The following is a 26,662-nucleotide window of genomic DNA, read 5'->3' on the forward strand; positions in this document are numbered from 1 at the left end:
ATGAGCGAAGGTGAACGTATAGAACGGGATTTTGAATCACGTGATGCAGATGAAAAAAGGGCCTTTCTAGAGCAAACATGGTGTGACAACTGCCAAGAAGTGAATCTTGGAATGGTTGAACCGGAAGAATATGAATTAAATGACATCATATTTATCGAAGGTAAATGTGCTAAATGCGGTCATGTTATTTTGACCGAAATTACTGAAGACGAATTCTAATTTCGTTTTAAGGCGATAGAGGTAGGTTACGTTGTCCTCAGGTTTTGAAAATCGTTTTGGTGGAACGCGCCGTCTATATGGTACGGATGTAGTCGATATGTTCCGCCAATCTCATATTTGTGTGATTGGTATTGGTGGCGTTGGTTCTTGGGTGGCTGAAGCCTTGGCCCGAACAGCAATTGGTAAGATCACACTGATTGATCTAGATGATATCTGCATTACCAACACAAATCGTCAGATTCATGCTGTAGACGGGAATGTGGGTCGCTCGAAAACCGAAGCTATGGCAGAGCGAATCAAGCTAATCAATCCAGAATGTGAAGTGAATGAGATCGAAGATTTTATTACACGAGAGAACATTCCAGAGCTGATTACCAATGAGTTCGACTATGTAATTGATGCGATCGATAGCGTTAAAGAAAAAGCCGCGTTGATCGCCCATTGCAGCTATCGCAAGATTCCGATTATCACTGTGGGTGGTGCCGGTGGCCAGACAGATCCAACCAAGATTGATATCTGTGATTTAGCTAAAACCAATCACGACCCGCTCGCGGCTAAAGTGCGCTCTTTCCTACGTAGGCACTATCGATTCAGTAAAAGCGGTAGACGATTCTCTGTCGATTGTGTTTACTCCACTGAGCAGCTGGTTTATCCGCAACCTGATGGTTCGGTTTGTGCACAAAAGAGTATTACCGATGGCAATACCCGATTAGATTGTGCGGGTGGCTTTGGTGCATCGACCTGTGTGACTGCTAGCTTTGGTTTTGCCGCGGTAGCGCGTGTGTTGGAGAAAATGCGCTTACGCTGGGAAAGGCAGTCGCAAGGTTAATAGCTTGGAAAGAGAAACAAAGAAAGGGAGCATCAAGCTCCCTTTTTATTACGAGTACTTATTTAGTACTTCGATTATTTATAGCCTGGACGTGAAATTAGGATAGAAATAATCGCAGCTAAGCCTAAGAACCAGCAATATTGAATTGAGGTGACTAATTCTAGTGGTGATACTTTAGCGATAGAGGAGGCTAATAGTATCTGAGCACCCCAAGGGATGATGCCTTGTACCACACAAGAGACAATATCCATCAGGCTGGCAGAGCGTTTAGCATTAACGCCGTAGCGTTGCGCGATATCTTTCGCTAATGAACCGGCAATAACGATAGATACCGTATTGTTGGCCGTGCATAGGTTGGTTGCGGTTACACTAGCTGCAATACTGAATTCTCCAGCCTTTTTACCGCCGCTTTTGCCGGTTAGTTTTTCAATCGTTGAAGCGATAAAGTTTAATCCACCTTGATGCTTAATCAGCGCACCTAGGCCGCCAATTAGCATAGATAGGATCATGATCTCTTGCATGCCGGTGTAACCGTCATAGATCTGCTTGGATAGCATAGCAATGCTGTAATCAGGTGCGGTTATAAAGCCAACAGCTCCGGCTAAAACAATACCTATCAATAGCACTAACATTACGTTCAGGCCCGCAATAGCGAGGATCAGCACTGTTAGGTATGGCGCAACTTTAATCAACTCATAACTTTGTTCAGATACACCAGCAGTACTGCTTTGAAGCGCGAGAACAACCATAGTTACCATAGCTGCAGGAAGCGCAATAAGAAGATTAAGGCGGAACTTATCCTTCATTTCACAACCTTGAGTTCGAGTGGCTGCGATAGTTGTATCCGAAATAATCGATAGGTTATCACCGAACATAGCACCGCCAACAACCGCACCTACAGTTAGCAGTAGAGGAAGGTCACTGGCTTCAGTAATGCCTACCGCGACAGGCGCTACTGCCGCGATGGTACCCATGGAAGTGCCCATCGAGGTGGCAATAAACGCTGCAATCGCAAAGATGCCAGGGAGCAGTAGCCACTCAGGTATATAATTTAGGCCGAGATTTACCGTTGCATCGACGCCACCTATTGCCTTTACAACAGAAGCAAAAGCGCCTGCCAACAGGAAGACAACCACCATAGTAATAATGGTCTGATCACCAATGCCTTTGATAAAGATTTCAAGGCGCTCGTTGAGCGTGCCTTGAGCTAATAACAGTGATAGGACTACCGCTGGGATAATCGCGACAGGTGCAGATATCTGGTAGAAAGCGAACTCTGTTCCTTGAGCTTGATAGTAAATTCCACTGCCGATAAACAGAGCTAAAAACAGCCCTAATGGCAGTAACGCAAGAGGGGAAGAGTTATTCATTAACTTTATCCTATTAGAGACCATGGGTAATGGTTTCAATATTGGAGAAGACAAACGACTGGGATCTGGCCAGCTGCTCGAATAAGGCGGCGAATATACTACTTAAGTAGGTATAAATAAAATGAATAAAACGACAGTGGACTTAGCATTAAGTTATATCGATTAAATGTAACGGCTAAAACAACTCAATATCGCTTTCATGCTCACTAGGAGGGGTGAGGTATCCACTACTTAGAAGCGTTTCATAACTGTGAACCTGATTTCGTCCATGCTCTTTAGCAAAGTAGAGCGCTTGATCGGCATGATCGATTAAGCTAGGAAGTGACAGACCCTCCGTGATCTCTGTAATCCCAATACTTAATGTCACTTGGCCTATTTGTGGAAAACTGGTTAGGGCAATTTGTGTGCGGAATCGCTCAAGTACCGTTAATGCAGACTCTAATGAGATATCTTTGAGTACTAGCGCAAATTCTTCTCCACCATAGCGAAACATTAGATCTTCATCTCGAAAAGCACTTTGCATCCGCTGGGAAAGAATCAACAACACCTCATCACCAAATAGGTGGCCAAAGTTATCGTTAACCTTTTTAAAGTGGTCGATATCTAAGAGGGCAAAGCAATGGGGTTCTGCTGATTTATCGTTTTTGCGCCGCTGGGATTGCTGCTTTAAAAGAATCGTTTCCATCTGCTGGTCAAAGGCCTGACGGTTGTATAGGCCAGTCAGGGCATCGTTCATAGCAGAGAACATAAAAAAGCGCTGGTTAGCGTACACTGAGATCAACTTGGTGATCACTTCATGCATTAAATCAGTGGTGTCTTCGATATTCGTTATAAGAACGCCATTTTGAGAATGCAGGATTTTAAAACTGTAATATCTATAACCCTCTTCACGGACATAACGTGTAGGCTGGTGCGGCTCAATGTGCTGGATGTGCTCAGGGATCGCGAGGGGTGATGAAAACTCATCGGAGCTTTCGCTACTGGCAATGAGTTTTTCAGTCGACAGATCGAAGTTCGCGTAGTTATACAGCCAGAAATGATGTAGCGGAAACAGCTCTAAACAGGTTTTGATCAGCAGTTGATTCAGTGCTCTTTGATCGCGTTGTTCCGTCAATGCCAAGAAAACGTCGCAATAATCTGAGACTTTAGCTGTCGGTTGCATTCGCATAGCCCCCGCATGGCTTATTCGAATAAAGCTGCAAATGTATTTTTGATTAGTCTCCTAAGTTTAGCTGCTTAAGTCAGAGTCGGTGTCTAAAACTACAGCTTAGTGCAACGACTCAAACTGAAGCGGTAGGCTGAGTCGTTGCTTCTTTAGGTAGCCATAGCGAGATAATCGCAGCTATCAAGAGCATTAAGGATGAGAAGTACAAGCAGGTTTCGAGTCCCCATAGCTGGAATACAGCACCAGAAAGCACTGTCCCGATCAAGCGCCCCATCGCATTGGCCATATAGTAAAAGCCAACATCGAGAGAAGTACCGTCTTTACGCGCATAGCTCACGATTAAATAGCTGTGAAGTGAGCTATTTAGAGCGAAGACCGCGCCGAAAATGCCCAAGCCCGCCAGTAGAATCCATACTTCATTAGTGCCTAGACTCAATGCGAACAACGCCGGTATAAAGCAGAGTATGCCTGCCCACAGTGCAGCACTGCGCCCGCTAGGCGGTGTTTTAGATTTTTTACCGGTAATGCTTGGTGCAATTGACTGAATAAAGCCATACATGATGACCCAACCTGCCATGACGCTGCCAACTATCCAAAAATCCCAACCTATGGTTTCACTAAGATAAACCGGCAAAGCAACCACAAACCAGATATCTCTGGAGGCAAATAGAAACATCCGTGCTGCCGAGAGGATATTGATCGCTTGATTTGTAGAGAAGATCTCTGCGAACTTCGGTTTAGATTTGGATACCCCGAGGCTCTTTTTAAGCAAAATAAGGCTGCAACTTAATATGATGATTAAGCCAACCAGCATGATCCACATAGCGCCTTGGAAGCCGACAAGGTGGAGCAAAGCGCCGCCTAAGAAAAAGCCTACACCTTTCAGTGCATTTTTAGAGCCTGTAAGAATAGCTACCCACTTAAATAGCGTGCTTTTTGCGCTTTCATCAACGAGTGATTTAATCGCACTTTTAGCACTCATCTTGTTCAGATCTTTAGCTATACCGGAGAGAGCTTGAGCGGCCATCACCCAAGCCATGCTTAAGTAATCCGTTGGCAGTGTCAGCATGAGTAGGGCAATGATCTGTAAAGACAGCCCTATATTCATGGTTTTGTTTAAACCAATTCTAGCGCCTAGCCATCCACCAAATAGGTTGGTGACAACGCCAAAGAACTCATAAAACAAAAACAGCAGTGCAATGCTGAGTGCACCGTAACCAAGCTGGTGGAAGTGCAGTACAACTAACATGCGCAACGCGCCATCCGTTAAGGTAAAGGCCCAGTAATTACCTGTAACGACCATGTATTGCCGGATGGCACTGTTGGCAAGATTACTCATTTTTCACAATCAATCGCGATATATTTAGCTAATTCGGCAGTACGGTTTACGTAGCCCCATTCGTTGTCGTACCAAGCGTATAGCTTCAACTGAGTGCCATTCACAACCATGGTGGATAGGGCGTCGATGATGCTAGAGCGCGGGTCTGTACGGTAGTCGATTGAAACGAGAGGGCGCTCTTCGTAACCCAAAATACCTTTAAGAGAGTTTTCAGCGGCTTCAGCAAATAAGGCATTAACTTCAGCTTCTGTTGTTTCGCGTTCAAGTTCGAAAACCATGTCTGTTAACGAAGCATTTGCTAGCGGTACTCGAACGGCATGTCCGTTTAGCTTACCGGTAAGCTCAGGGAATATCTGAGTGATTGCTTTGGCCGATCCCGTTGTTGTTGGGATAAGGCTCATTCCACAAGCACGTGCACGTCTAAGATCTTTATGCGGTGCATCTAAGATCGTTTGCGTGTTCGTGATGTCGTGAATCGTGGTCATTGAGCCGTGCTTAATGCCAAGTTTTTCGTGTACAACTTTGATAACGGGAGCGAGACAGTTAGTAGTGCACGATGCTGCAGTGACGATTTGGAATTCACCTGGCGTATACAGCTGGTGATTAATCCCCATTACTAGGTTAAGCACACCTTCTTCTTTTACTGGCGCTGTCACAACAACATGCTTTACACCCTGTTCGGTGTATTTATCTAACAGTGCTTTTTTCTTCATGACACCGCTGGCTTCAAAGACAAGATCGCAGCCAGACCAATCGGTATCTTCGATACGGCTATTATTAGTAACGCTGATCTGCTGATCTTTAATAATCATGCCAGTGTCAGTTGCGGTAGCTTCGTGCTTCCATGTGCCGTGTACAGAATCAAAGTTCATAAGGTGCGCTAAAGTAGCGGCATTACCTTGTGGATCGTTGATCTGTACAAATTCAAATTCTGGCCATTCCCAAGCCGCACGCATTACCAGTCGGCCCATGCGACCGAAACCATTAATACCAATTTTGATAGTCATCTTTTTATTACTCACAGCAGCTTTCTGAGGTTAAGCTTTTACTTAGCAGTTCCGCTAGCTCTGTTTGGCTAGCGTTATAAGTCTCGTTAATTATGCGCTGACACCATTCGGGTAGTTGGTCGTTCAGACTGTAATAAACCCAGCGCCCTTTGCGGCTATCACTCACAATTCCGTGTTCTCTTAGCTGCGCCAGATGTCGCGAAATTTTCGGTTGGCTTAGCTCAAGTAGCGTTGTGAAATCACATACACAGAGTGTTTTGTGGTGATGTATTAGCATTATCAGTTCAAATCTTGTTGTATCTGATAAGCACTTAAATAGAGTCGTGGCTTGCATATTTAATCTTTATATATGTTTTTCCATATATGATGGCAAAAATTTATAGAGCTAGCAATAGTGGTTTAGGTATCGCAGGTTAGATTCGTGAATAGAACAAGAGAGCAGTTTTTATAGGCAAAAAAAACCCCTCTAAAAGAGGGGTAAAAAATGCGTTAACTCATGGCGAGGCCAGAGTTGAAGATGGGATGCAGATGGGCTCAGTAGCTATCACATGTCCTTGATAGCTAAGCCGCAAGTGCACGACTAGTATGTTGATTTTTTGTGCAGTGCAAAATTGGACTTTGGTGCAGAAAGTAATTACCTAATTGATACTTACGTTTAGTTTAGCTAGGTATCAATTAGATTTGTGTGGTTAAGCGGTTTTCAGGCTATTTATTCAATAATCTGATCGTCTTCCAAGCGGAAGTGATGTAATGGATAAGTGCCCATAATGCGCACATCTTTGGCAAAAAAATCTAATTCTTGTAGCGCATATTTCATCGCTTTTTGCTCTGGATGACCTTCGACATCTAGGTGGAAACTCGTCGCAGTCATGGTATCAGACGCCATGTAGCTTTCTAGTTTCAACATGTTGACGCCATTAGTAGAGAAGCCGCCTAGGGCTTTATATAGCGCTGCTGGAATGTTGCGTACGGTAAACATGATAGATGTCATAAAGCGAGAGCCGTCGGTTAGCGTAGGAATATGGCTATCGCGTGCAAGAATCAAGAAGCGAGTTGTATTACCGGTTTTATCTTGGAAATTCTCACGGATAATCTCTAGGTCGTAAAGCTCTGCTGCTAGGCTAGATGCAATTGCTGCATGGCCCGGTGTCTGTTTTTGGCTTAGTTCTGCAGCCGCGCCTGCTGTATCAAGGCTAGCAACCGGTTTAATGCCGAGTTCATTAATATGACCGTCACATTGCGCTAGTGCTTGCGGGTGAGATGCCACAGTCGTGATATCTTCTAGTTTTGTGCCTTTAGGCGCTAACAAACAGTGGTTCACTGGCTCAAAGTGTTCACCGACAATATGTAGCTCCGTTTTCGGCATTAAGCGGTAGATCTCTTCTACGCGACCCGCTGTGGAATTCTCGAGCGGGATCATCGCTAAACGTGCCTGACCGCGCTCGACCATAAACATCGCATCCGAAAAAGTTGCACAGGCGTTAGCTTCTAGTTCTGGATGAGCTTTGCGGCATGAAAGGTGTGAATAAGCACCCGGTACGCCTTGATAAGCAATAATGGCAGGCAGGTTGGTCATGGTCTTTATCTGTTTAACGAAAATTGAGGCGCGTATTATTACACAGAGATAAAAACTCTGTTACTGTTCGCGCAGTTAAATTACCTGCAATTATAGTTTTATGACGCCAGAACGTACTGAAAAACTGCTAAGTGTGCTTAAACGCCGCCAACCTGATCTAAGTTTGATTGCTGATCAAGTAAATAAACCTCGAAATTTATCAGCACTGATTCGTAATTGTGATGCTGTGGGTATTCACAGTATTCATTCCGTTGTGCCTAAAGAGGGTTACCGTACTTACCGTGGTACGGCGAAAGGCAGTGATTTCTACGTTAAAAATAGGCAGCACGAATCAGTCGAATCGGCGATTGAAACGGTTAAAGCTCAGGGCATGAAAGTGGTGGCTGCGCATTTTACCGATCAAGCGATCGATTACCGCAAGTTTGATTACACCCAACCATGTGCGCTTTTGATGGGCGCTGAAAAACAGGGTGTGAGTGATATTGCAGCGGAGATGGCCGATCAGCACATCATTATCCCAATGATGGGGATGGTGAGCTCGCTTAATGTAGCCACGGCTGCCGGCATTATCTTAGTCGAAGCTCAGCGCCAGCGCATTTTAGCGGGCTTGTATGAAAAGCAGCACCTAAGCAACGAAGAGATCTCACGTACCCTGTTTGAGTGGGGTAATCGTGATCTGGCGAAGTTCTGTCGTGATAAAGGGTTAGCTTATCCTCCGCTTGATGATATTGGCGATGTGATTGACGCACCGGGCTGGCATCAACGTGTGCAGGCTGATCAGGCAGATAAATATGATTGGAGCGGCATTGCTGTTTGATTCAATCCCTGAACCCCTGCTAATCTGAGTTTTTGGGTTTCGAATTAATCACTAATGGTCAGACGACTGCTTGTCACGCTTCTCTTTCTATTACTAACGCTTGTCTGTACATGGCAGGTAGTTACCTTTGCGCGTGACTGGACCCTGCAAAACCTGCATCAGCAAGGTTCTGATGAGCTTTTAAAAGTTATCACCCAGTTAAGATCGGCATTAGACGAGTATCGTTATTTGCCGTTTTTAATCTCTCAAGATACCGATGTTAAAGACCTTTTGGTTGATCCTTCTCCGAGCATAGCTAGAGAAGTTAGTCTTTATTTAGAACAGATCAACCTTGTGGCGGGTTCATCCTCTCTTTTTGTTTTGAATTCCGATGGTAATACGGCTGCCTATAGCCATTGGCGGGATGAACAGGAATTCATTCAACGATCACATCGAAGACAAGATTACTATAAACAAGCGTTAGCTGGTCACCGAGGTGGCCAATTTAGCTTGAATGAACATAATCAATCCCCCGCTTATTTTTTGTCTTCACCTGTTTATAACGGCACACAGTTTTCGGGTGCAGCAGTGGTTCGGGTTGAACTCGAAGCGATGGTTAAGAAGTTGCGCTCCACTGGCGAAGTGATCTTAAGAGATAAGACCGGTTCTATTTTCTTTACGACGGCGCCACTTACTCGATTTCAAACGGTAAAAGAGCAGGTTGATGAAGAGGTGTTAATGCTTGAGAGCGGTGTGATTACACGGCTTTGGAAGCGAGGTGCCGATCAGTGGTTATCACGCTCCGTAGCGCTGGATGATTTGAACTGGCAGGTTTCGGTACTCACAGACACCGAAGTCGTTAAGCGAAATGTCAGAAATGCCGCATTGTTCTCGTTTGGTGGCTGTATTGCGCTTGGCCTGTTTGCTTTGTGGTTTAGAGAGAGGCAGCTAAAACTCCGCTCACAAAATGTCACTCGTGAGACCTTAGCGAAAAGTGAAGCTCAACAAAAAGCGATTATTAATAACGCACAAGTTGGCTTGCTGCTTATCGACGAAAGAGGTCATATCACCTTTGCCAACGATATGGCTTTGCAGCAGTTTGCGGTATCAATGCCATTGATCCTCGCCAAACCTCTACTAGAGTTGCTGGCTTCAGATGGAGTTACGCCTATTGCCAGGGTTTTACATCGTCTCGGTGAAAAAGGTTTCTCTCCGTTGGTGGGCTACGAAGCGGTAGGTTCCAGAAGTGACGGGGCTGAATTCCCGCTGATGATCTCTATCAGAAAAATGCAGGGATATGAGGCAAAGCAGTTCCTTGTGACAGTCATCGATATCTCCAGACGTAAAGGGTTGGAGATTCAGTTACAGAAAGCCAATGAGTCTTTGGAGCACAAAGTTGAAGAGCGAACGCTAGCCCTTAGAGAAGCGCAGGAAGAGTTGGTGCAGGCCGGTAAAATGGCGGTGCTTGGTCGCATGTCTACGGCAATTGTGCATGAGCTTAATCAGCCGCTAACTGCGATTAGGAACTATGTAGCGATCTGCCGACAGGTGATGACACAACCTGAAATGCTAGAAGAAAGCCTGTTAGAAGTAGATGGGCTTACACAACGCATGGCGCAAATTACTACCCAGCTAAAAACCTACGCTTATAAAAAACCAGAACAAAAGCAGCCGGTTTCCATGCAGATGGTGCTCGAAAACTCTTTGCAGATGTTTAAACAACGCATTGCTGATGAAGACGTACAGCTCAAGTTAGATCTACCCGAGAAAACGCTGTTTGTGCTCGGTGATAACGCCCGCCTAGAGCAGGTTGTCGTTAACCTTGTTAAAAATGCTATCGATGCCATGCAAGGTATTACTGATAAAGAGCTTCTGATTGAATTGACCGAAGATAGCGAATCCCAACAGTTACAATTGCAAGTGATCGACAGCGGGGAAGGTATCGATCCTGCGTTATTGGCTAATCTATTTGACCCATTTATCACCTCAAAACCTATGGGCGATGGCCTAGGCTTAGGTTTAGCGATTGTTAAATCCATCATGCGTGATTTAAATGGTGATATTAGTGCAGGGAATACCGAGCAGGGCGGTGCTGTGTTTACCTTGCTATTACCTATTTGTGAAACTAATTAGAGAAGGTTGTAATGACAGATAAGCAATCACCAAATCAGTCATCCAGAGGTACTGTTTTATTGGTAGACGATGAAGCCATGGTGCGGAAATCTACCGAAAAATGGTTACAAATGGCCGGTTTTGATGTGATTGGCTGTGATAGCGGCCAGCAGGCGCTTAGCCATATCCAAGTCGACTTCCCTGGTATTGTTGTCAGCGATGTCAAAATGCCAGAGATGACCGGTTTAGAGTTGATGGACAAAATCCTAGAGACTGTACCCGGTTTCCCTGTTGTACTGGTAACCGGTCACGGCGATGTCGATATGGCCATTGGCGCCATGAGAAAGGGCGCTTATGATTTTATTGAAAAACCTTTCAACCCAGAGCGCTTAGTAGAGACAATCCAACGGGCTTGTGAAAAACGTCGTCTAATGTTGGATAACCTACGCCTGCAGCAAAATTTAGCGTCTTCCAGCGGTATCGACCAACGCTTAATTGGTATATCGCCAGCGATCAGGCGATTAAAGCAAGAGATCCTAACGCTGGCTGATCTTGATACCAATGTCATCATCTACGGTGAAACCGGTACGGGTAAGGAGCTGGTGGCGCAATCGCTACATGAATTTAGCCATCGTAAAGATAAACACTTTGTACCGATCAACTGCGGTGCAATTCCAGAATCTCTAATTGAGAGCGAGCTCTTTGGTCACGAAGCGGGAGCTTTTACCGGTGCAGCAAAACGCCGAATCGGTAAGTTTGAATACGCCAGTGGTGGCACACTGTTTCTTGATGAGATCGAGAGCATGCCACTTCATCTGCAGATCAAGCTACTACGTGCACTGCAGGAAGGTGTGATTGAGCGCCTAGGTGGTAATTCACCGATCAAAGTCGATCTGCGTGTGATTGCTGCGGCTAAAACGGATCTGCGGGAAGAGGACGATTTCCGAGAAGATCTTTTCTATCGCCTAAACGTATCGCAGCTGCATATCCCGCCATTACGAGATCGTCTAGAAGATACGCCATTACTGTTTGAGCACTATGTGCGTATGACCTCAGAGTCTCACGATAAAGAGCAGCGAGCACTGCCCGAGCAAGACTTCCGCACCCTGCAAAGTTACCAGTGGCCGGGTAATGTTCGCGAGCTAAAAAATATCGCAATGCGTTACGCTTTGGATAAGCGCGTATCGGTGAGTGACATTCTTTTCCCTGATACTAGTAATCTGCAGGCTTCACATTTAGATGGGGATATCAGCCAACCCCTAGCAGTACAAGTGGCAGGCTTTGAAGCTGAAGTAATCAAACGCTCTTTACAACAGCACCAAGGTAATATCAAAGCGGTGATGGATGCCCTTGACCTGCCAAGACGTACGTTAAACCAGAAGATGGCGAAGTACGGGATTAATAGGGCTGATTACACTTAAAGCGGTTCAATCAAAATCAAATATGTATCAGTAGGCTATTTGAGATAGAGTTTGGGCATCTACAGGCTCTATCTCAAACACTTTTCTTGTATTGCCTCCACAGCTAGGTTAAAAAGTTAACTGCATCAGACAGATGGAAGTCGGGCGTTTGTAGGTACATCGAGCTTTTTGTGCCTAGGCTGCTGTATCAATTTCTATATAACATGTGATTATTTTTATGGGGAAACTCTTTCATTTCTAAGTTCTCCTTACTTGCAGATTTTATATCTGAATTTAAACGTATGTAGATAAGGTCAATGCACGAAGTATTTTATCTAAGAGTTTTAGTGCGTTAGCTTAAAAACATACTTAAGATAATTTTAATTTAAGAGTGGTCAATGATTACAACATTTGATGTAAATAACTTCTGTGATTATGTTCGTGCAGTCCAAGAGATCAATGAGCGAGTTTCTTGTCATGAGTCCGAGCTTTGGTACCGAGGAGTATCTGATCAAAGTTATGAACTATTATCTGGGATTCAATGGAGACAGGTTGAAGAAATAAAGCATGAAGGCATGATAGATGAGTTTCTCACGAGTAGCCCATTGTATGATTCAACGGTGAAGACACTAGGTGCTTTTGAGCAGTATGCCCTAATGCAGCATTATGGACTGCCAACGAGGTTGCTTGATTGGAGTATATCTCCACTTATAGCTCTGTTTTTTGCCCTTGAAAAAGATGAAGAAAATGAAAATAGAGTTGTTTGGTGTATGAACCACTTACAACTCAACAACATTAATACAGGGTCTGAACAATCGATATTCACTCATAGTGTTTCTGATGAAAAGCAATTCGATTTGAGTAGTTATCTTCCAAAAACTCTTTCAAATGTAACCGCAAAAACAGGAAAAAATGCAATTGCTATAAAAATGCAATTTACAAATAAGCGAATTTCGTCTCAACAAGGGACTTTTACATTGCATGGACATAACAGTAAAAAAATTGACGATTATTTTGTTGATGGAAATTGTAAGGAAATATTTAAGATTGAAATCAATGGAAGTGAAGCTCGTAGAGAACTCATGGAAACTTTGTTAAAAATTGGTATTGCTGAAGATACTGTATACCAAGATTTAAATTCATTATCTAAGCGGATATTGCGTGAGTATACTCCAGAGTAAAGCGATATAAAAAAAAGAGTGCCAAGTACTTTCTTGTTAATTGCTAAGTCTTTGATCAGTCTGAAATATTTACTAGAGCTGATTCGGTTAGAAATAATAATTAAAGTGAATTAAAGGGGGCGAAGCCTTTTTAATAAAGTTTCATTGCTTGTACTAAAGCCTTTACTAAATATCAGTGATTTATCGCTATATAAAGACCTGTCGCCTAACTGTCAGGTCGCTTTCGTCACCGCCAACTTAGCTTTTGCGCCATATTTGAGGCTCAGTTGGCGAGGAATTACAAATGATCGTAAAGAAATTAAGAACAGATCGGAATTGGTCTCAAGAAGAGCTCGCAACAATGGTTGGCTTGAGCACAAGGACTATTCAACGTGTCGAGAGTGGTCAGCTAGCTAATATTAAAGGGGTCAAAGCCCATTAATCCACATATACAAATGTTAGAGCATCATATACATCAACCATCAATATAGAAGTAATATTAATTGTCTAGATTTTGTGTATTTTGCGGTTCAAAACCAGACGGAAAAACTAAAGAACATGTCATTCCGCGATGGCTTATAGAAATGACTGGGAATCCGAAGAGGCAAGCAAGCTTTGGTTTTAAAAAGAGTGCAGATGGAATAGAAGATCGAATATTTGCTTTTGACCAATTCACTTTTCCTGCATGTAATATATGCAATAACGAATTTGCAGATTTGGAAGGTCAAGTTAAACCAATAATAGAAACTATAATTACAGGCGGTTCCATTACAACAGAAATGCTGTCGATTTGCTTAGACTGGTTCGATAAAGTCCGGGTTGGAATCTGGCTTGGTATGATCATGCTAGATAAAACCCATACAAATCCAGAGTTAGCATTAAAAGTAGAACCACACTTTCATATAAAGAGCAGGATTGGTCAGTTTGATAGAATGCTCATCATTGAGAAATTCAAATCTGACAGGAAAAAGCTCAACATGGGTGGAATTGAATCTTTCTCATTTCAATTGGCACCCACTGCATTCACACTATCTATCAACAACGTTTGTTTCACCAATATATCAACCGTATTTCTTGCATCACGGCGTTTAGGGTTCCCATATCCAACACATTCTTTTTTATACAAAGATAGGGACGAAATGGGGTTTGATGTTGTGAATGGAAGAAATCGCATCATGAATCCCATCATAAGAAAAAACATACGTGAGAACGGTAGAATATTTATACAACCCATGTTCGCAAATGACTTATCTGAGTCACACATTGAAGAATACAATTCTGCGTATGTTAAAGATCACTCTTTAGACTATAAAAAAGGGATTGGCACCATATTTGAGCAATGCTCTAGAGACTATGTTGAGTATTCATCTGGTGAGGATATCACTTTTAATATCGATGAAAACCTTTATGAAAGAGAGTTTACGATACGCTCTTTAATTAACATATATGAGTGGCAAAACTGGATTACATCTCTTCACACACCAGATGTGAGCGATTTAACCGCAGATCAAAAAAGATTTATAAAGTTTCGCTTTGGATTAGGTCAAAAATACAACAAAAAACTAATAAAGCATTATGAAAAAATGCTCTAACAAGTAAATCTAGGCGCCGCCCACGGCGCACCTGATTTAAGCATTAGGCTTCATGAGGTATGTAAGGGTAATAATGAATAACCAGAAAGTTGATCCACAAAAAGTAACAAAGCCGATTCAATTGTTGGCAGCGTGGTTAGTTGGCTTAATCGTAGTTAATGGAAGCTTTTTAAGCTCGGCTGTCGCTTTGGGCTCTGACGGATGGGAGAGTTCTGTTTTAGTTATTGCGGCGGTTTTCAACGTGCCTATGTTCCTAGGTGCTATTTTCTTATTACAAACAAGATTTCGACCTGAGCTTCAAGAAGATGCTTTCTATTCTCAATACCTCGATAAGAAATCAAATCAGATTGTTACGGTCAAGAAAGATGAGTCTCAAGATGCAAATGCATTGAAGGATGAAGTCAAAAGACTAGAAAACCTGTTGAAAGTGTCTGCTCAGACACAAACTATTAGCTGGGGAAGTTGGGCTGTTGCTCTTAATAAACTAATGCCTGACTATTCTGAAATTAGAAAGTCTTTGAAAGTAGGCGGTATAAGGTTAGAGTCAATTTTTGGTGCAGATGAATACTCCGAACTTTTAGAATGTAAGGTAGTCGCTTTAAATGAGCATATGGATGCTCATTCCGTTATTAAGATCCTTGGGCTGTTAGTTGATTATAAAATTGATGGCTATGTCTATTTTGAACCCGTTCCTGAAATTGATACAGAAGATGTGTATATAGGTGCGTATGGATACAGTCACTCAAGTGCTGGGGTGTATCCAATCAATGATGAGTTGAAACTATTGATGTCTGAAGGTTGTGAAGAGGTAGATCTTAGAGAGTTTGAGAGGCTAAATAAATAGAAACTAAAAGAACTAAAGGGGTCAAAGCCCTTTAGTGTTTGCGAGCAACTTTAAAAGTTAAGGTTTTCACTCATCAATCCGTGCCAGAGCATCTTTTAATGCTTGCTCCTTGTCCGCACGAATCGAATTTGCCCATGCAGATAGTGACGGATTATGTTCACCATTGTCTGCTCCCCAGATAATCATCTCAAGCAATACAGGTATAAGTGACTTACCTTTGTCGGTAAGCCTATAGCGAATAATTCGACCATTATCAGGACACCGATGCTTCGTCAGTAAGCCTGACTTCAATAGGTGGTCTAATCGCTTGGCTAGTATATTGGTTGAGATGCTTTCCGCGGAATTCAGGAAGTCGCCATAAGTGCTCTTTTGATTGAACACTATGTCGCGAATGATCATCAAGCTCCATTGATCACCAAATATTTCAAGACCAAAGTTAATCGGACAGGATGAACGTAATGTCTTTTTCATGTGCATAATATAACTTCATTACTTGCAAAACGAAAGTTGTTGGTTTAGCTTTGTATTACTTTCGTTTTGCAAGTAAATGGTCTGCAAAGCCTTTTGAGGAATTAAGAGAAATGTACTATGAAGCTTTATTTAATTAATGGTTCGCCTAATGGCAGAAAAGTACTTTCCGTTGTTCGTCATTTGGGTTTAACGCCTGAAGTGGTTTGGCTGGATATCTTTGCAGGTGATACCCAAACTGAGGAATACCTGAAGCTAAACCCAAACGGACTGTCACCCACACTGGTGGATAACGATGTTGTACTTTGGGAATCCAATGCAATCAATACCTACTTATGCGAAATCACGGCAAATCAGAGTTTGTTGCCTATACATGCCGCTGGAAAGGCTGAGGTACTAAAATGGCTGTGCTGGGAGTTGGCACATTTCAACAAAGCGCTAGGCGTTATTGCTTTTCAAAGTGTGGCAAAACCATCGTTTGGTCTTGGTGAGACTAATCAGGCAGTCGTTGATTTTTATACAGAAGAATTGAATCGTTATGGTCCTGTGCTTGAGGCGCATTTAGACGGGCGTGAGTTTATTGTCGGTGACGACTGGACTCTTGCAGACTATGCACTAGGCCACGTTGAAATGTTTCAAGCAGCAATGCCTATTGATTGGGAGTGTTTCCCGAATATTGTTCGTTTTTATGAGCGTATAAGAGGAAATGTTCATTGGGCTTCTACACAGGCGGCGCCTGATGAAATAGGTAGGAAGCCAATATAAAAGGGTCAAAGCCCTTTAATTCAGAGCCTTTCAGTCTTAATAAATGTATTTAGGAGTAACAAATGGATATTGAAACTCAAGCTCAAGCAATACGCGCTTCTTTACAGCAGTACGCACTACCTGCCCTAAAACTAAGCCCCATAGCTGAAAACGCAAAGCATGTATGGAGTAGTAAGTTTGGTGGCAAAGCCTATTGGCCTAAGGGAATGGATTATCCCAAATCTAAGGCTGGCGAAAAGTTGATATTACTTGCTCAGCTAAATTTTGCTGAGCTACCAAATATTGAAGGTTATCCCGTAAGTGGTCTTCTTCAGTTCTTTATTGAAGATGATGACCTTTACGGGATGGACTTTGATAATCCAATCGAGGAAGTCCTTAATTCTCCAAGTGGATACAGAGTCGTTTATCATTCGGTTATTGAGATGAATACTGAATTGCTGGAGAGTGATCTACCAACACCTCATAAGGATAGTTACCTTCCTCTCAATCGTGAGTTTCGTGTAGAAGGCCGAGTTGAAAGCGAAATCCCTTCGCCTACTGATTTCCGATTTGAAAAATACGCATGTGATCCGTTCGATTATGAAGAGGATCTTGGCGAGTATATTTATGACAATTTTTCTTCCGAGGGGAGTAAGGTTGGAGGGTATGCTTGTTTTACCCAAGAAGACCCGCGTACCCTTGGGAAAGATGATCGATGGGTGTTGTTGTTTCAAATGGATTCGGAATCCGTAGGTGATGACGAAATTATGTGGGGTGATATGGGGGTCGGTAACTTCTTTATTGAGGAGGAGGCCCTAAAGCAAAATGACTTTTCCAAAGTTTGGTATAACTGGGATTGCTCTTAGTAACTCTGTAAGTGGTATGGGAGCCTAATAGTTGAGTGAAAAACTAAGAGAACAGCTTATAGAGCTTGCAGTCCATTCTGCAATACTTATCCTCCAGTCGTGGGCTTATTATATTATTTACACCTATGTGCGACATGGTGGGATTTTTAGGGATAAGAGTAATAACGCGTCTATAGTGGAACCTTCTGATCCCTTGTTTACAGTCGCTCTGTTGGTATTGACTCCCTTTATCGCTATCACGATATTTCGTTTTCTTCGCAGTATCTGCCGTTTACTCAAAACAATCACTTTGACAGTTTTTGCTGCAAAATAGTCGGCACATAATGCCAGAGTAAAATTATGATCTCTTGCGATAAATTCACCATTCAAGAACACGAAGGAGAGTATGAAGGTCGGCCGCTTCAATCTGCGCTGTTCTTTTGTGGAGAAAGGCTAGATTTCACTGTGCCAGGCTATCTTATCGATCAGCAATTTGAGCTGCCGGATTATTATCTTCTCTTTTTGAATTGGGACTGTCCGTTCGAAGAAGGCTGTGAAGTTATCGTGATTAGTAAGCAGTTAGAGCTTGTTGGCTCTTACAGCTTTATGCCTTTCTATAATTCTTATCTTTTGGATACAGTGGTTGAGCTATCTAAAGATCACTACAAACTAACCTTTAACGGCCCAAACCAATTTGAGATGTTTATCCATTATCCTAAACAAAACTGGTTTAAGAAGGTTGTTAAGGTCAAAGGGCTTTCTGATTAACGTCTTAGGTTCAGAATCTGTCTAAACTATTTCTAGAGCTGAGGCTTTTGAAATAGAAGCTATTTGAAATAGGGAGAGTTCGATATGAGTGTTGATCAGATTACGGCGTTCTTTGGTTGGGGATCTATTTTAAGTATTGCTGTTCTTCTTTTTACTACGTTGGCTTTGATGTTCATGCGCTCGTCTGTGATCCCTCTACATTCAAAGCTTTTGGGTGTTAGTGAGGATCAGTTGCCTGCTTTGTACTTTAAATACTTAGCCAATTTCAAATTGCTATCGTTGTGCCTATTTATTATCCCTTACCTTTCTTTAAAGCTGATGGGTTATTAAAGCGAGACGCTAACTGTTGAAATAAATACAGCAATTGAGAAATTGACAATCTCGGCACCATCTATGACGATAGCTGTATGAGCATCAAACAAGATCAATACGTAGCACGAATTATCATCATTCCTTAGGAATGGTGGGATGCTTGATGCGCTGAATTTATTAAACCCACCCTAGACGGTGGGTTTATTGTTTCTGCCTCTGGGGATATTCAAATAGGGAGCACCCATGAGGAAAGTCGCAGTTTTTGGAAAGCCGGGTAGTGGAAAATCAATCTTGAGCAAAACCTTGGCAAAGGTAAGCGGTTTGCCACTTCATCAACTCGATTCATTGTTCTATCAGCAAAGTGGCGAGCCTGTCGCACGTGAAATCTTTGATAAAGCCCATGAAAATATATTGGCCTCTGATAGTTGGATCATCGATGGCCTAGGTCCTTTGGGGGCTTTTAAGAAGCGTTTAGATGTGGCCGATACATTAGTGTATATCGACCTTCCTTATCCGACGAGTTATTGGTTTGTTACTAAGCGGTTGCTTAAAGGAATGTTTATTAAGCCTGAAGGTTGGCCAGAAGGAAGTTCGGTGCTGAAAGGCAGTATGCAGAGTTATAAAATGCTGCGCTTGTCGCCTTCGTTTTGGAACGATGAATTTATGGCGGAGGTTCAAGGTATGGCTCAGCATAAGTCTGTTTTTGTGATCCGTAGCCTTTCAGAACTAAAGGCATTTATAAAGGTACATGCGAGGTAACATGATTAAGTGGCCAGCCATTATTAAGTATCAGGGAGATAGTGAACTGACTTATATCTCCAATGGATCTGAGTGGGAAACCGATCATGATCTTCATGCCGTTGTTTATGATGCTGATGACCGTTTAATCGATTCGGATGGCGTCTTATTTTCTCTAGAGGAGAGAGAGGATCGCCTTGTTATGCCAAGGCTCGTCGAAGAGCATTTTGAACTTGAAGAAATGGTGGATTTGATTAGAGCGCATTTCTCTTCAATCGGCGAATGCTGCGTATCTAAGTTTTCTATTGGCTCAATTGCCGAAGGAATTACTACTGTCGGCCAGTTTGAAGAGCGCTGACAACTGGCAATAATCAGGTCAGGGTAGAATTATTCTGTTTGTTGCTTATTTGAGACGAAAAGTAAGTAGCAAACCAAAAATTATAAAAACGGTTAGGAAAGAACATGATCAAAAGAATCACAGGTGTAGTCTCTCTTTGTGCAGCGATGATGCTGAGTACCTCAGTTTTGGCGGTTGAGCCAATTCAGCTAAACGGCAAATCTTACGCATATAACGGTAGTGAAGAGTTCACGCACTCGTACTTCACGGGTGCCGATAAAGACAAAGAAAGCTGGAACGAAAAGGTTTCTGTGATTTTCTCATCTAGCACACGTAGTGAAGATGACCTTGAAGAATTAGCTAACGATTTACGTGATGGCTACTCGCAGAACGGCCGTTTGGTAAAAGCGATTAAAATAGCAGCTGAAGATGGCGCTTCAACTAAGTTTGTTGTAGTTGGTGTAATGTCTGGTGAAGAGGTAGCTGAAGGGGTTATGGCCCGTGCTAGCCTTGTGGATGGTCACAGTGTAGTGCTGATGTATTCGCACAGATTCTACAACGAAAACCGTGAGAAAGAGCTTATCGATTGGTTTGAAGCTAATGGCTTTAACATGGAAAAAGAGCTCATTGATTTCGCTGCAATTCCTAACAGAACTGAATTTTCAGCAAAATAGATAAGCATCTATTTTACTAGTTAGTTAATACCTATCTAGTTGAAAAGAACGGGCGAGCTGTGTTGGACAGTCGCCCGTTTTTTGTAATGGTGCTAAGACGATTGTTTATCGACGGCTGCAGTATTAAGGCAATGGATGAGATAAAAAGGATTTACCCATCATGAAATTAAAAATTGCCTTATTGCTACTTGTAACAATAGCGGTGATCAGCTTTTTATTCTTCACATCGAGAACTGTCTATTACACCCTGCAAGATCCTTCTGGTCGATATACCGCGATCATAAGCTACAACACTTATAGATCTTTTACCCCGACGATGCCCGGATCTTCCTCAGATAAACCCGGATTCATAAAGATCGTAGATCAGCATAAGAATAATTTAGGTGAGATCCCTTTACCGATGCTGCAGTTAGCCGATCTGAAATGGACTCAAGAGGGGGCAGAGATGAAGCTAATTGGTGAGTGGAATTTTGAGCAGGGTTACGCCTTTTACTGGAATGAAAGTGGTTCTGAAAGGATATTTGTTAAAGGTTCTGATAGGCAATAAGTAAAGATAGAGAGTTAGGCAGTAGGGAGAAACAAAATTTGATGATCTTAACTGCCTAATACACTAAGGTTTTATCCAATATCTATTATTTTCTGTTGGTGTATTACGTGGTAACAGCGGGTTATCCAAAACGAATACTTGTTTGTCTTGCCATTGCTCCATAGGGAATAAGCGTGATGTAACTGGGTGGCTTTGAAGATGCTGATCTAACGAACCTGAATCTATGTTTGCTTCTAAGCCCTTGCTGATACGCTCTGCGAGTTCTGGGTTTTTTGAACTCACAAAGAAGTACATAGGGAAGGGATAATAGATAACAAAATCCGTGAACAATTTTAAGTTTGGATAGATTGCCAATCTAGCGGCAACTTCACCACCGCCTTCGTGAATGCCGCGTGGAAAAAAGTCGCAACGGCCTTCAGCGAGTTCTGTAAACATGTTTTCATAGACTGGATTTCGGCGAACAGCCAATCCAGCATTTTCTAAAATATCTGAATCAGGCCAATGAGCCCCCTGACAAGCTGTGAGATCTTGTAGTTGTTTAATACTAGTAATAGCTCTGAACTTTTCTTCATCCTCTGCGCGAATAATGCTGGCTCTAAAACCTAATAGGCCTTTAAGCAAAGGGATACGAATCGGTATTAGTGTTCGTTCACGTGAGATAGACGTGCCTGCCCAATATACATCTAATTTCGAGCCTTTCGTTAGCTCATAAAGGGCACGTCCTTGTTCCATCTGAGATGAATATACAACCTGACTATGTCCATACTTGTCTGCTGTAGTTTCTAGAACATTCTGCAAGAGGGTTACAAAGTAATGATGACTGACATCGTATGAAGATTGAGGTGCGATTGTTTTAATCTGGCTAACCTGATTAGCATGGGCGGGCAGCCCTAAACCAATTAGAAGTAGTAGAAAAATTAAAAATATATTCGACTGTTCTTGCTCTGCTTTCCTTAGCGTTGAGGTAGAAAAGTTAGACAAAAACTTATAAAGCAATGGAGCGCCTCAATATTTGCTATTTGTAATACCAATAAGCGTATTTTGACAAAATTGTTTGAAGTATTCTATTAGAAAAAACCAATTGTTACAGTTTTGTTACAATAATGGTAATGGTATAAGAGATTTCAATTAGAAAAAATTAACCAAAAGAAGGAGCTGAGTTTTGAAAAGGGGTGGTTTGCAGCAAAGAAAAACATCAGATATTACTACTCTTGATTTCTCTTCTTATAGTAGGACAAAGCAATTACTGACTTAAAACCCGTTCAGAACTCTGACGTAATCGTTTAATTGTGATCGCGATAGGTTTTCTGGTTGTAGCTTATCAGCGATCCCCAAAACCATCTGAAGCTGGGATAGATGATCTCTATCTTCTTCGTTGAGTGTTATAGCGTCATCAGAATTGAGGTATTGCGTAAGCTCTGCTGTGGTCGTTTTAATATCCAGTGCGGAATTACTGTTGGTATTACCAAGGTTGTCTAAGACTTTTTTCGCTTTCTCCAGCGTTGCTACCAAGCTGCTCTCGCTAGATTCTTCACGCAGCTTATTGCTGAAGTCATCAATAAAGTCACTTAACTGACCGACAGTGTCGTCTTGCGCCGTTCCTAAGCTTTGTTGGTCGGTTAGATAGCGAGATGCTTCACTGTCGTTTAGAAAGCCATATTCATTCAAGCGTTGGATAAATTCAGGTGTAATTTTGACGCTTTTTGGACCGCCGGTAAAAAACTCTTCATTGAGTTTTTGGACCTTCTGCGCGCGATCCGACAGGTTGCTTGGCTGTGTTGAGGCCTTGCTACTTTCTTTTTCAGTTGCCGATTTATTTGTCGAAGCCGTTTCAGCGGTATTTTGGGTGGTGCCAACCGATGTTTGATGTTGGCCGATGCTGCCTGTAGTCAGGGTCATCAGTAATGCCTTAGCGTCCAGTTAGGTAGTATATTTCTGAGATCATTCTCCCTGATTAGTTCCGTTATCTCTATGGGAAATATGATCTTTTTCTCCATTGAATATGCCTTAAGATTTGATTGCTTTGCTGGATAAGCAATTTTTTGCCTACTTTTACGGATGCTGAATTCAGCTAGTGGATCCTTGTTAGCCTTTAGTCTTGTTTGGAGATCGAAAAATACTTTATGACGCTTAATCATTCTTTATATCAACAGGTTCGCCCACTGATCTCTGAATTCTCATCGAGAACTGCTGATTAAATCGAATTTTTGAGCGTAATTTTGCTTATTACTTGATTTTAAATAAGCAATATTTTGCCTATCGAGGTAAAGGGGTTTTGTGGGTTTCTTATAACTATCTGTTTTTAAATGGTTAATTTTAATTTTTGTTTTATGGCATACCCATTGCTATACAGAAGGGGTGTAACTCAAAACTTTATAAAAAAACCTCAAACTGGAGAAGGGTAAGAGGATGACAATAACAAAACGCACTTTTATTAAAGGTATGGGCGTAGCCCTAGCAATGAGTACAGCTATGGGCGCTGCAGGTCTGGCACAGGCTGATGATAAGCGCTCTTACATTTTGGCTACAGCATCTACTGGCGGTACTTATTACCCTGTAGGTGTAGCGTTGGCGACACTAACTAAAGTTAAGTTAGAGCCAAAACATAAGATTTCTATGTCCGCGATCAACTCAGCAGGTTCGGGTGAGAACGTTAAACTGTTGGGCGAAAACGAAGCTCAGTTTGCGATCCTACAAGGTCTATACGGCGCGTGGGCTTGGAATGGTGAAGGGCGTTTAAAAGAGACTGGCGCAAATAAAAATCTTCGTTCTGTAACTATGCTATGGCAGAACGTTGAGCAGTTTGTAGTTAAAAGTGACCTAGCTAAAACAGGCACAATTTCTGACATTACTGCTTTTGAAGGTAAAAAATTCTCAATTGGTAAAAAGAACTCAGGTACAGAAGGTTCTGGCCGTACGATCCTTGGCAATTTAGATGTTAATGTTGATGGCTTTAATCTAGCGCACATGGGTTACGGTGCTTCTGCTGATGCTCTTCAGAACGGTACTATCGAAGGTATGAACATCCCATCAGGTGTTCCAACGTCTGCGATTACACGTGCTTATGCTGCACTAGGTAGCGACATTACTGTTCTTAACTTTACTGATGAGCAGATCAAAGAAGCTAACGGTGGTTACCAGCTTTGGACTCGTTATCAGATTCCAGCGAATACTTATCCAGGTCAAACTAAAGCAATCAATACAATGGCACAGCCAAACTTCCTAGCGGTACGTGATGATGTATCCGAGGAAGATGTATACCTACTAACTAAAACTGTTTATGAAAACCTACCGTTCCTAAACGGTATTCATAAAGCGACTAAAGCGATGGCACTAGAAAAAGCGATCGCAGGTCTTCCTGTACCACTACACCCAGGTGCAGCGCGTTACTACAAAGAAAAAGGTATCAACATACCTGAGCACCTAACAGCTAAATAAGCTGGAGAGACGACTCTTCAGAGGAACTAAACGTTGACTATGTGGTCATTTAGTTTAGTTCCCAGCTTTTAGGTTCGACCCGGTGCAGACTCAGTTACCAGCGAGACTGAGATCTGCACCACCCTAATTCCTATATTACGATCATGGTCATCCGAACTCGGAAGGGGATCGGCTGGCTGTAATATCAGTGTGAGCGATCAGAAAGCATGGCTACAGAAACTTCTGTTACCGACCAGGAAGTCAGTGAAAAATTAAAAGGGCTAGAGTTAGCAAAGCGTCCAGAACAGTCGCTAACAGGGCGAGCGGTTTATTGGATTGGCGTAATGTTCGCCATAGCTCATATCTACTTCAATACTCTGGGTACTTGGTCAGAGCTTTATGTCTCTGCCATCCACTTTGGCGGTTTTGCGCTGATGTGTGGTTTGATGGTGCCTATGTTCAAAGGTGGTAGCGAGGCTAAGCAAAAGCTTGGTTTAGTGTTGGATGTACTGTTAGGCATCGCCGCTATTGTCTGTGCGCTTTACCTTATCGGTTTTGAAGATGCGCTGTATGACCGAGGTGTGAAGTTTGCCCAATGGGATTGGGTCTTCTCTGTTTGCGCTATCTTTATTGCTTTAGAAATGGCGCGTAGAACAACTGGGTGGTTTATCCCTTGTTTAATTCTTGCTGCGCTGACTTATGTATTTTGGTGGGGTAAGTATATCGATGGCATTTTCGGTTTTGCCGGATTGAGTCTTGAGACGCTACTATATCGATCTTATTTCTCTTCAGAAGGTATGTTCGGTCAGATCGCGCGTATCTCCTGGACCTATGTGTTTATGTTTATCCTGTTCGGCGCTTTCCTAGTTAAGTCTGGTGCAGGTGATTTTATTATTGATCTATCCCGCTGTGCGGCTGGCCGATTTGTTGGTGGCCCGGGTTTCGTAGCGGTATTAGGTTCTGGCCTAATGGGTTCAGTATCAGGTTCTTCTGTAGCAAATACTGTATCTACGGGTGTAATTACTATCCCATTAATGAGAAAGGCGGGTTTCCCTGCCAGATTCTCTGCCGGGGTTGAGGCCGCAGCATCAACGGGTGGACAATTAATGCCTCCGGTTATGGGTGCGGGTGCCTTTATCATGGCGTCTTATACTCAGATCTCTTATCTGGATATCATTGCCATTGCTGCACTTCCTGCATTGTTGTATTTCCTATCTGTAGGCTTCTTCGTGCGAGTTGAAGCAAAGCGTAGCCATGCGCACGCGGTTGAGCTGGATACACGCCCGATTGGTGAAGTATTTAAAGAGGGCTGGCACTTCCTGCTTCCTCTGGTTGTTCTTGTCGCACTGCTTATCTATGGCTTCACGCCAACCTATGCTGCAGGCTTGTCGATTATCTCGGTGATTGTTTCATCTTGGTTATCCAAGAACCCAATGGGGCCTAAAGCCATTTTGGATGCTTTAGCGCAAGGCTCTAAAAACATGGCGACCACTGCAATGCTCCTGATCTCAGTAGGCTTGGTTGTGAATGTGGTTGCGATGACCGGTATCGGTAATACCTTCTCACTGATGGTGACTGACTGGGCGAGCGGTAGCTTGTTTATCACCTTGGTATTGGTTGCTTTAGCATCGCTTATCTTAGGTATGGGCTTACCGGTTACGGCGGCTTATATCGTATTGGCAACGCTTTCTGCGCCAGCGCTTTATGGTTTGATGGCTGAAAGCCGACTGTTGGATATGATTGTTGAGGGCACGTTACCAGAAGCAGCTAAAACCATCTTTATGCTGGTGGATATGGAGAAGGTTGCTTTGTTATCTGCACCTATGGCGGAAGCTGATGCCAGAGCGCTACTTGATCTAGTACCAGCGGACTTTAAAGGGCAGCTTCTAGAGCAGGCGATGGCGCCGGAAGTGTTGGCGATGATTCTACTGTCTGCACACATGATTATCTTCTGGTTGTCGCAAGACTCTAACGTTACGCCACCGGTTTGCTTAACCGCGTTTGCTGCAGCTGCAATTGCAAAAACACCACCTATGGCAACAGGCTTCACTGCTTGGAAGGTCGCGAAAGGTTTGTATATCGTGCCGCTTCTATTTGCTTATACCAACTTTATTGGTGGTACAGCGATGGAGGTGTTTAGCATCTTTATCTTTGCTGTCTTTGGTTTGTATGCCTTTGTTGGCTTTATGGAAGGCTATTTAGAAGGGAAGTTGAATATTGTTCTGCGTATAATCTGTGGCGCTCTGGCAGTTGCTCTGCTTTGGCCACACGGTGAAGTGCTGATCAATTTGGTTGCTGCGGCACTGTTCGCTGTGATCTTTATGTATAGCCGTCGTTTTGCGGATTCAGAAGGTAGTGCTGCATAGCACTGCCTTCGAGTACTGACTTAAGGATATTAGGTGT

General features: G+C 42.8%; 28 protein-coding genes. 19 read left to right on the forward strand and 9 right to left on the reverse strand.

Annotated elements, in window-relative coordinates:
* Both ACMXYX_RS06580 and tcdA read left to right on the forward strand, forming a co-directional pair.
* Positions 1 to 219, forward strand: a complete 219-nt coding sequence (locus tag ACMXYX_RS06580; protein ID WP_415897977.1) for a hypothetical protein — start codon at positions 1 to 3, stop codon at positions 217 to 219.
* A gap of 31 nt (positions 220 to 250) precedes the next feature.
* The gene (tcdA, locus tag ACMXYX_RS06585) at positions 251 to 1,048 is read left to right on the forward strand and encodes a tRNA cyclic N6-threonylcarbamoyladenosine(37) synthase TcdA (protein ID WP_415894041.1); all 798 of its coding nucleotides are present in this window, start codon (positions 251 to 253) and stop codon (positions 1,046 to 1,048) included.
* Between the two features lie 74 nt (positions 1,049 to 1,122).
* Here the strand turns inward: tcdA and ACMXYX_RS06590 are convergent, their stop codons facing one another.
* The 6 genes from ACMXYX_RS06590 to ACMXYX_RS06615 all read right to left on the reverse strand — a co-directional run bounded on the left by ACMXYX_RS06590 (position 1,123) and on the right by ACMXYX_RS06615 (position 7,505).
* Entirely contained in the window at positions 1,123 to 2,418 is a 1,296-nt protein-coding gene (locus tag ACMXYX_RS06590; RefSeq protein WP_415897978.1) for a Na+/H+ antiporter NhaC family protein, read from the reverse strand.
* Positions 2,419 to 2,593: 175 nt separating this feature from the next.
* The gene (locus ACMXYX_RS06595) at positions 2,594 to 3,580 is read right to left on the reverse strand and encodes a GGDEF domain-containing protein (protein ID WP_415906650.1); all 987 of its coding nucleotides are present in this window, start codon (positions 3,578 to 3,580) and stop codon (positions 2,594 to 2,596) included.
* A gap of 118 nt (positions 3,581 to 3,698) precedes the next feature.
* The gene (arsJ, locus tag ACMXYX_RS06600) at positions 3,699 to 4,922 is read right to left on the reverse strand and encodes an organoarsenical effux MFS transporter ArsJ (RefSeq protein ID WP_415897980.1); all 1,224 of its coding nucleotides are present in this window, start codon (positions 4,920 to 4,922) and stop codon (positions 3,699 to 3,701) included.
* Positions 4,919 to 5,929 carry an ArsJ-associated glyceraldehyde-3-phosphate dehydrogenase gene (locus ACMXYX_RS06605; protein ID WP_415906651.1) on the reverse strand — a complete coding sequence of 337 codons (1,011 nt, stop codon included), beginning with the start codon at positions 5,927 to 5,929 and terminating at the stop codon, positions 4,919 to 4,921. Before ACMXYX_RS06605 ends, arsJ begins: the two co-directional genes overlap by 4 nt.
* Before the next feature lie 7 nt (positions 5,930 to 5,936).
* On the reverse strand, positions 5,937 to 6,206 hold the full coding sequence (locus ACMXYX_RS06610) for a metalloregulator ArsR/SmtB family transcription factor (protein WP_415897982.1): 270 nt from the start codon (positions 6,204 to 6,206) through the stop codon (positions 5,937 to 5,939).
* Positions 6,207 to 6,638: 432 nt separating this feature from the next.
* Complete coding sequence (locus ACMXYX_RS06615; RefSeq protein WP_415897983.1) at positions 6,639 to 7,505, reverse strand: prephenate dehydratase; 867 nt, start codon at positions 7,503 to 7,505, stop codon at positions 6,639 to 6,641.
* Positions 7,506 to 7,605: 100 nt separating this feature from the next.
* On the opposite strand from ACMXYX_RS06615, the gene trmH reads away from it, so the two are divergent.
* The 7 genes from trmH to ACMXYX_RS06650 all read left to right on the forward strand — a co-directional run bounded on the left by trmH (position 7,606) and on the right by ACMXYX_RS06650 (position 15,409).
* Positions 7,606 to 8,322, forward strand: a complete 717-nt coding sequence (trmH, locus tag ACMXYX_RS06620) for a tRNA (guanosine(18)-2'-O)-methyltransferase TrmH (RefSeq protein ID WP_415897984.1) — start codon at positions 7,606 to 7,608, stop codon at positions 8,320 to 8,322.
* Positions 8,323 to 8,376: 54 nt separating this feature from the next.
* The gene (locus tag ACMXYX_RS06625) at positions 8,377 to 10,434 is read left to right on the forward strand and encodes a sensor histidine kinase (protein WP_415897985.1); all 2,058 of its coding nucleotides are present in this window, start codon (positions 8,377 to 8,379) and stop codon (positions 10,432 to 10,434) included.
* Positions 10,435 to 10,445: 11 nt separating this feature from the next.
* Positions 10,446 to 11,834 (forward strand): sigma-54-dependent transcriptional regulator, encoded by a 1,389-nt coding sequence (locus tag ACMXYX_RS06630; protein WP_415897986.1) that lies wholly within the window; start codon positions 10,446 to 10,448, stop codon positions 11,832 to 11,834.
* A 377-nt stretch (positions 11,835 to 12,211) separates the two neighbouring features.
* Entirely contained in the window at positions 12,212 to 12,994 is a 783-nt protein-coding gene (locus tag ACMXYX_RS06635; protein WP_415897987.1) for an FRG domain-containing protein, read from the forward strand.
* A 283-nt stretch (positions 12,995 to 13,277) separates the two neighbouring features.
* Positions 13,278 to 13,415 carry a helix-turn-helix domain-containing protein gene (locus tag ACMXYX_RS06640; protein ID WP_415897988.1) on the forward strand — a complete coding sequence of 46 codons (138 nt, stop codon included), beginning with the start codon at positions 13,278 to 13,280 and terminating at the stop codon, positions 13,413 to 13,415.
* Between the two features lie 142 nt (positions 13,416 to 13,557).
* The gene (locus ACMXYX_RS06645) at positions 13,558 to 14,565 is read left to right on the forward strand and encodes a hypothetical protein (protein ID WP_415897989.1); all 1,008 of its coding nucleotides are present in this window, start codon (positions 13,558 to 13,560) and stop codon (positions 14,563 to 14,565) included.
* Between the two features lie 73 nt (positions 14,566 to 14,638).
* On the forward strand, positions 14,639 to 15,409 hold the full coding sequence (locus ACMXYX_RS06650) for a hypothetical protein (RefSeq protein ID WP_415897990.1): 771 nt from the start codon (positions 14,639 to 14,641) through the stop codon (positions 15,407 to 15,409).
* 66 nt (positions 15,410 to 15,475) lie between these two features.
* On the opposite strand, the gene ACMXYX_RS06655 is transcribed toward ACMXYX_RS06650, so the two are convergent.
* A complete protein-coding gene (locus ACMXYX_RS06655) occupies positions 15,476 to 15,880 on the reverse strand; it encodes a winged helix-turn-helix transcriptional regulator (protein WP_415897991.1) in 405 nt (134 codons plus the stop codon).
* A gap of 117 nt (positions 15,881 to 15,997) precedes the next feature.
* Between ACMXYX_RS06655 and ACMXYX_RS06660 the strand changes: the two genes are divergently transcribed.
* From ACMXYX_RS06660 to ACMXYX_RS06695, 8 genes are all read left to right on the forward strand, one after another.
* Positions 15,998 to 16,642 (forward strand): glutathione S-transferase family protein, encoded by a 645-nt coding sequence (locus ACMXYX_RS06660; protein WP_415897992.1) that lies wholly within the window; start codon positions 15,998 to 16,000, stop codon positions 16,640 to 16,642.
* Between the two features lie 62 nt (positions 16,643 to 16,704).
* Positions 16,705 to 17,487 carry a YwqG family protein gene (locus ACMXYX_RS06665; RefSeq protein ID WP_415897993.1) on the forward strand — a complete coding sequence of 261 codons (783 nt, stop codon included), beginning with the start codon at positions 16,705 to 16,707 and terminating at the stop codon, positions 17,485 to 17,487.
* 339 nt (positions 17,488 to 17,826) lie between these two features.
* Positions 17,827 to 18,234, forward strand: coding sequence for a hypothetical protein (locus tag ACMXYX_RS06670; RefSeq protein WP_415897994.1), 408 nt, complete (start codon positions 17,827 to 17,829; stop codon positions 18,232 to 18,234).
* Between the two features lie 84 nt (positions 18,235 to 18,318).
* Positions 18,319 to 18,564, forward strand: a complete 246-nt coding sequence (locus tag ACMXYX_RS06675; protein WP_415897995.1) for a DUF6868 family protein — start codon at positions 18,319 to 18,321, stop codon at positions 18,562 to 18,564.
* A gap of 225 nt (positions 18,565 to 18,789) precedes the next feature.
* Positions 18,790 to 19,305, forward strand: coding sequence for an adenylate kinase (locus tag ACMXYX_RS06680; protein WP_415897996.1), 516 nt, complete (start codon positions 18,790 to 18,792; stop codon positions 19,303 to 19,305).
* A gap of 1 nt (position 19,306) precedes the next feature.
* Positions 19,307 to 19,642, forward strand: a complete 336-nt coding sequence (locus ACMXYX_RS06685; protein WP_415897997.1) for a DUF4144 family protein — start codon at positions 19,307 to 19,309, stop codon at positions 19,640 to 19,642.
* 104 nt (positions 19,643 to 19,746) lie between these two features.
* On the forward strand, positions 19,747 to 20,295 hold the full coding sequence (locus tag ACMXYX_RS06690) for a hypothetical protein (protein WP_415897998.1): 549 nt from the start codon (positions 19,747 to 19,749) through the stop codon (positions 20,293 to 20,295).
* A gap of 160 nt (positions 20,296 to 20,455) precedes the next feature.
* Positions 20,456 to 20,842 carry a hypothetical protein gene (locus ACMXYX_RS06695; protein WP_415906652.1) on the forward strand — a complete coding sequence of 129 codons (387 nt, stop codon included), beginning with the start codon at positions 20,456 to 20,458 and terminating at the stop codon, positions 20,840 to 20,842.
* 63 nt (positions 20,843 to 20,905) lie between these two features.
* Here the strand turns inward: ACMXYX_RS06695 and ACMXYX_RS06700 are convergent, their stop codons facing one another.
* Together ACMXYX_RS06700 and ACMXYX_RS06705 are read right to left on the reverse strand one after the other, a co-directional pair.
* Complete coding sequence (locus tag ACMXYX_RS06700; protein ID WP_415898000.1) at positions 20,906 to 21,838, reverse strand: hypothetical protein; 933 nt, start codon at positions 21,836 to 21,838, stop codon at positions 20,906 to 20,908.
* Positions 21,839 to 22,093: 255 nt separating this feature from the next.
* Positions 22,094 to 22,741, reverse strand: a complete 648-nt coding sequence (locus ACMXYX_RS06705; RefSeq protein WP_415898001.1) for a hypothetical protein — start codon at positions 22,739 to 22,741, stop codon at positions 22,094 to 22,096.
* Between the two features lie 510 nt (positions 22,742 to 23,251).
* Between ACMXYX_RS06705 and ACMXYX_RS06710 the strand changes: the two genes are divergently transcribed.
* Together ACMXYX_RS06710 and ACMXYX_RS06715 are read left to right on the forward strand one after the other, a co-directional pair.
* Entirely contained in the window at positions 23,252 to 24,280 is a 1,029-nt protein-coding gene (locus tag ACMXYX_RS06710; RefSeq protein ID WP_415884226.1) for a TAXI family TRAP transporter solute-binding subunit, read from the forward strand.
* 206 nt (positions 24,281 to 24,486) lie between these two features.
* Positions 24,487 to 26,625 carry a TRAP transporter permease gene (locus ACMXYX_RS06715; protein ID WP_415898002.1) on the forward strand — a complete coding sequence of 713 codons (2,139 nt, stop codon included), beginning with the start codon at positions 24,487 to 24,489 and terminating at the stop codon, positions 26,623 to 26,625.
* Positions 26,626 to 26,662: the final 37 nt, after the last annotated feature.

The sequence above is a fragment of the Neptuniibacter sp. QD72_48 genome, assembly GCF_047778065.1.
Taxonomy (GTDB): domain Bacteria; phylum Pseudomonadota; class Gammaproteobacteria; order Pseudomonadales; family Balneatricaceae; genus Neptuniibacter.

What these genes read in the sequence shown, in the direction of transcription:
- ACMXYX_RS06580 (WP_415897977.1), top strand. Translation starts at nt 1, where the DNA reads ATGAGCGAAGGTGAACGTATAGAACGGGATTTTGAATCACGTGATGCA.
- ACMXYX_RS06590 (WP_415897978.1), bottom strand. Translation starts at nt 2,418, where the DNA reads ATGAATAACTCTTCCCCTCTTGCGTTACTGCCATTAGGGCTGTTTTTA.
- ACMXYX_RS06595 (WP_415906650.1), bottom strand. Translation starts at nt 3,580, where the DNA reads ATGCAACCGACAGCTAAAGTCTCAGATTATTGCGACGTTTTCTTGGCA.
- arsJ (WP_415897980.1), bottom strand. Translation starts at nt 4,922, where the DNA reads ATGAGTAATCTTGCCAACAGTGCCATCCGGCAATACATGGTCGTTACA.
- ACMXYX_RS06605 (WP_415906651.1), bottom strand. Translation starts at nt 5,929, where the DNA reads ATGACTATCAAAATTGGTATTAATGGTTTCGGTCGCATGGGCCGACTG.
- ACMXYX_RS06610 (WP_415897982.1), bottom strand. Translation starts at nt 6,206, where the DNA reads ATGCTAATACATCACCACAAAACACTCTGTGTATGTGATTTCACAACG.
- ACMXYX_RS06615 (WP_415897983.1), bottom strand. Translation starts at nt 7,505, where the DNA reads ATGACCAACCTGCCTGCCATTATTGCTTATCAAGGCGTACCGGGTGCT.
- trmH (WP_415897984.1), top strand. Translation starts at nt 7,606, where the DNA reads ATGACGCCAGAACGTACTGAAAAACTGCTAAGTGTGCTTAAACGCCGC.
- ACMXYX_RS06625 (WP_415897985.1), top strand. Translation starts at nt 8,377, where the DNA reads ATGGTCAGACGACTGCTTGTCACGCTTCTCTTTCTATTACTAACGCTT.
- ACMXYX_RS06630 (WP_415897986.1), top strand. Translation starts at nt 10,446, where the DNA reads ATGACAGATAAGCAATCACCAAATCAGTCATCCAGAGGTACTGTTTTA.
- ACMXYX_RS06635 (WP_415897987.1), top strand. Translation starts at nt 12,212, where the DNA reads ATGATTACAACATTTGATGTAAATAACTTCTGTGATTATGTTCGTGCA.
- ACMXYX_RS06640 (WP_415897988.1), top strand. Translation starts at nt 13,278, where the DNA reads ATGATCGTAAAGAAATTAAGAACAGATCGGAATTGGTCTCAAGAAGAG.
- ACMXYX_RS06645 (WP_415897989.1), top strand. Translation starts at nt 13,558, where the DNA reads ATGACTGGGAATCCGAAGAGGCAAGCAAGCTTTGGTTTTAAAAAGAGT.
- ACMXYX_RS06650 (WP_415897990.1), top strand. Translation starts at nt 14,639, where the DNA reads ATGAATAACCAGAAAGTTGATCCACAAAAAGTAACAAAGCCGATTCAA.
- ACMXYX_RS06655 (WP_415897991.1), bottom strand. Translation starts at nt 15,880, where the DNA reads ATGAAAAAGACATTACGTTCATCCTGTCCGATTAACTTTGGTCTTGAA.
- ACMXYX_RS06660 (WP_415897992.1), top strand. Translation starts at nt 15,998, where the DNA reads ATGAAGCTTTATTTAATTAATGGTTCGCCTAATGGCAGAAAAGTACTT.
- ACMXYX_RS06665 (WP_415897993.1), top strand. Translation starts at nt 16,705, where the DNA reads ATGGATATTGAAACTCAAGCTCAAGCAATACGCGCTTCTTTACAGCAG.
- ACMXYX_RS06670 (WP_415897994.1), top strand. Translation starts at nt 17,827, where the DNA reads ATGATCTCTTGCGATAAATTCACCATTCAAGAACACGAAGGAGAGTAT.
- ACMXYX_RS06675 (WP_415897995.1), top strand. Translation starts at nt 18,319, where the DNA reads ATGAGTGTTGATCAGATTACGGCGTTCTTTGGTTGGGGATCTATTTTA.
- ACMXYX_RS06680 (WP_415897996.1), top strand. Translation starts at nt 18,790, where the DNA reads ATGAGGAAAGTCGCAGTTTTTGGAAAGCCGGGTAGTGGAAAATCAATC.
- ACMXYX_RS06685 (WP_415897997.1), top strand. Translation starts at nt 19,307, where the DNA reads ATGATTAAGTGGCCAGCCATTATTAAGTATCAGGGAGATAGTGAACTG.
- ACMXYX_RS06690 (WP_415897998.1), top strand. Translation starts at nt 19,747, where the DNA reads ATGATCAAAAGAATCACAGGTGTAGTCTCTCTTTGTGCAGCGATGATG.
- ACMXYX_RS06695 (WP_415906652.1), top strand. Translation starts at nt 20,456, where the DNA reads ATGAAATTAAAAATTGCCTTATTGCTACTTGTAACAATAGCGGTGATC.
- ACMXYX_RS06705 (WP_415898001.1), bottom strand. Translation starts at nt 22,741, where the DNA reads ATGACCCTGACTACAGGCAGCATCGGCCAACATCAAACATCGGTTGGC.
- ACMXYX_RS06710 (WP_415884226.1), top strand. Translation starts at nt 23,252, where the DNA reads ATGACAATAACAAAACGCACTTTTATTAAAGGTATGGGCGTAGCCCTA.
- ACMXYX_RS06715 (WP_415898002.1), top strand. Translation starts at nt 24,487, where the DNA reads ATGGCTACAGAAACTTCTGTTACCGACCAGGAAGTCAGTGAAAAATTA.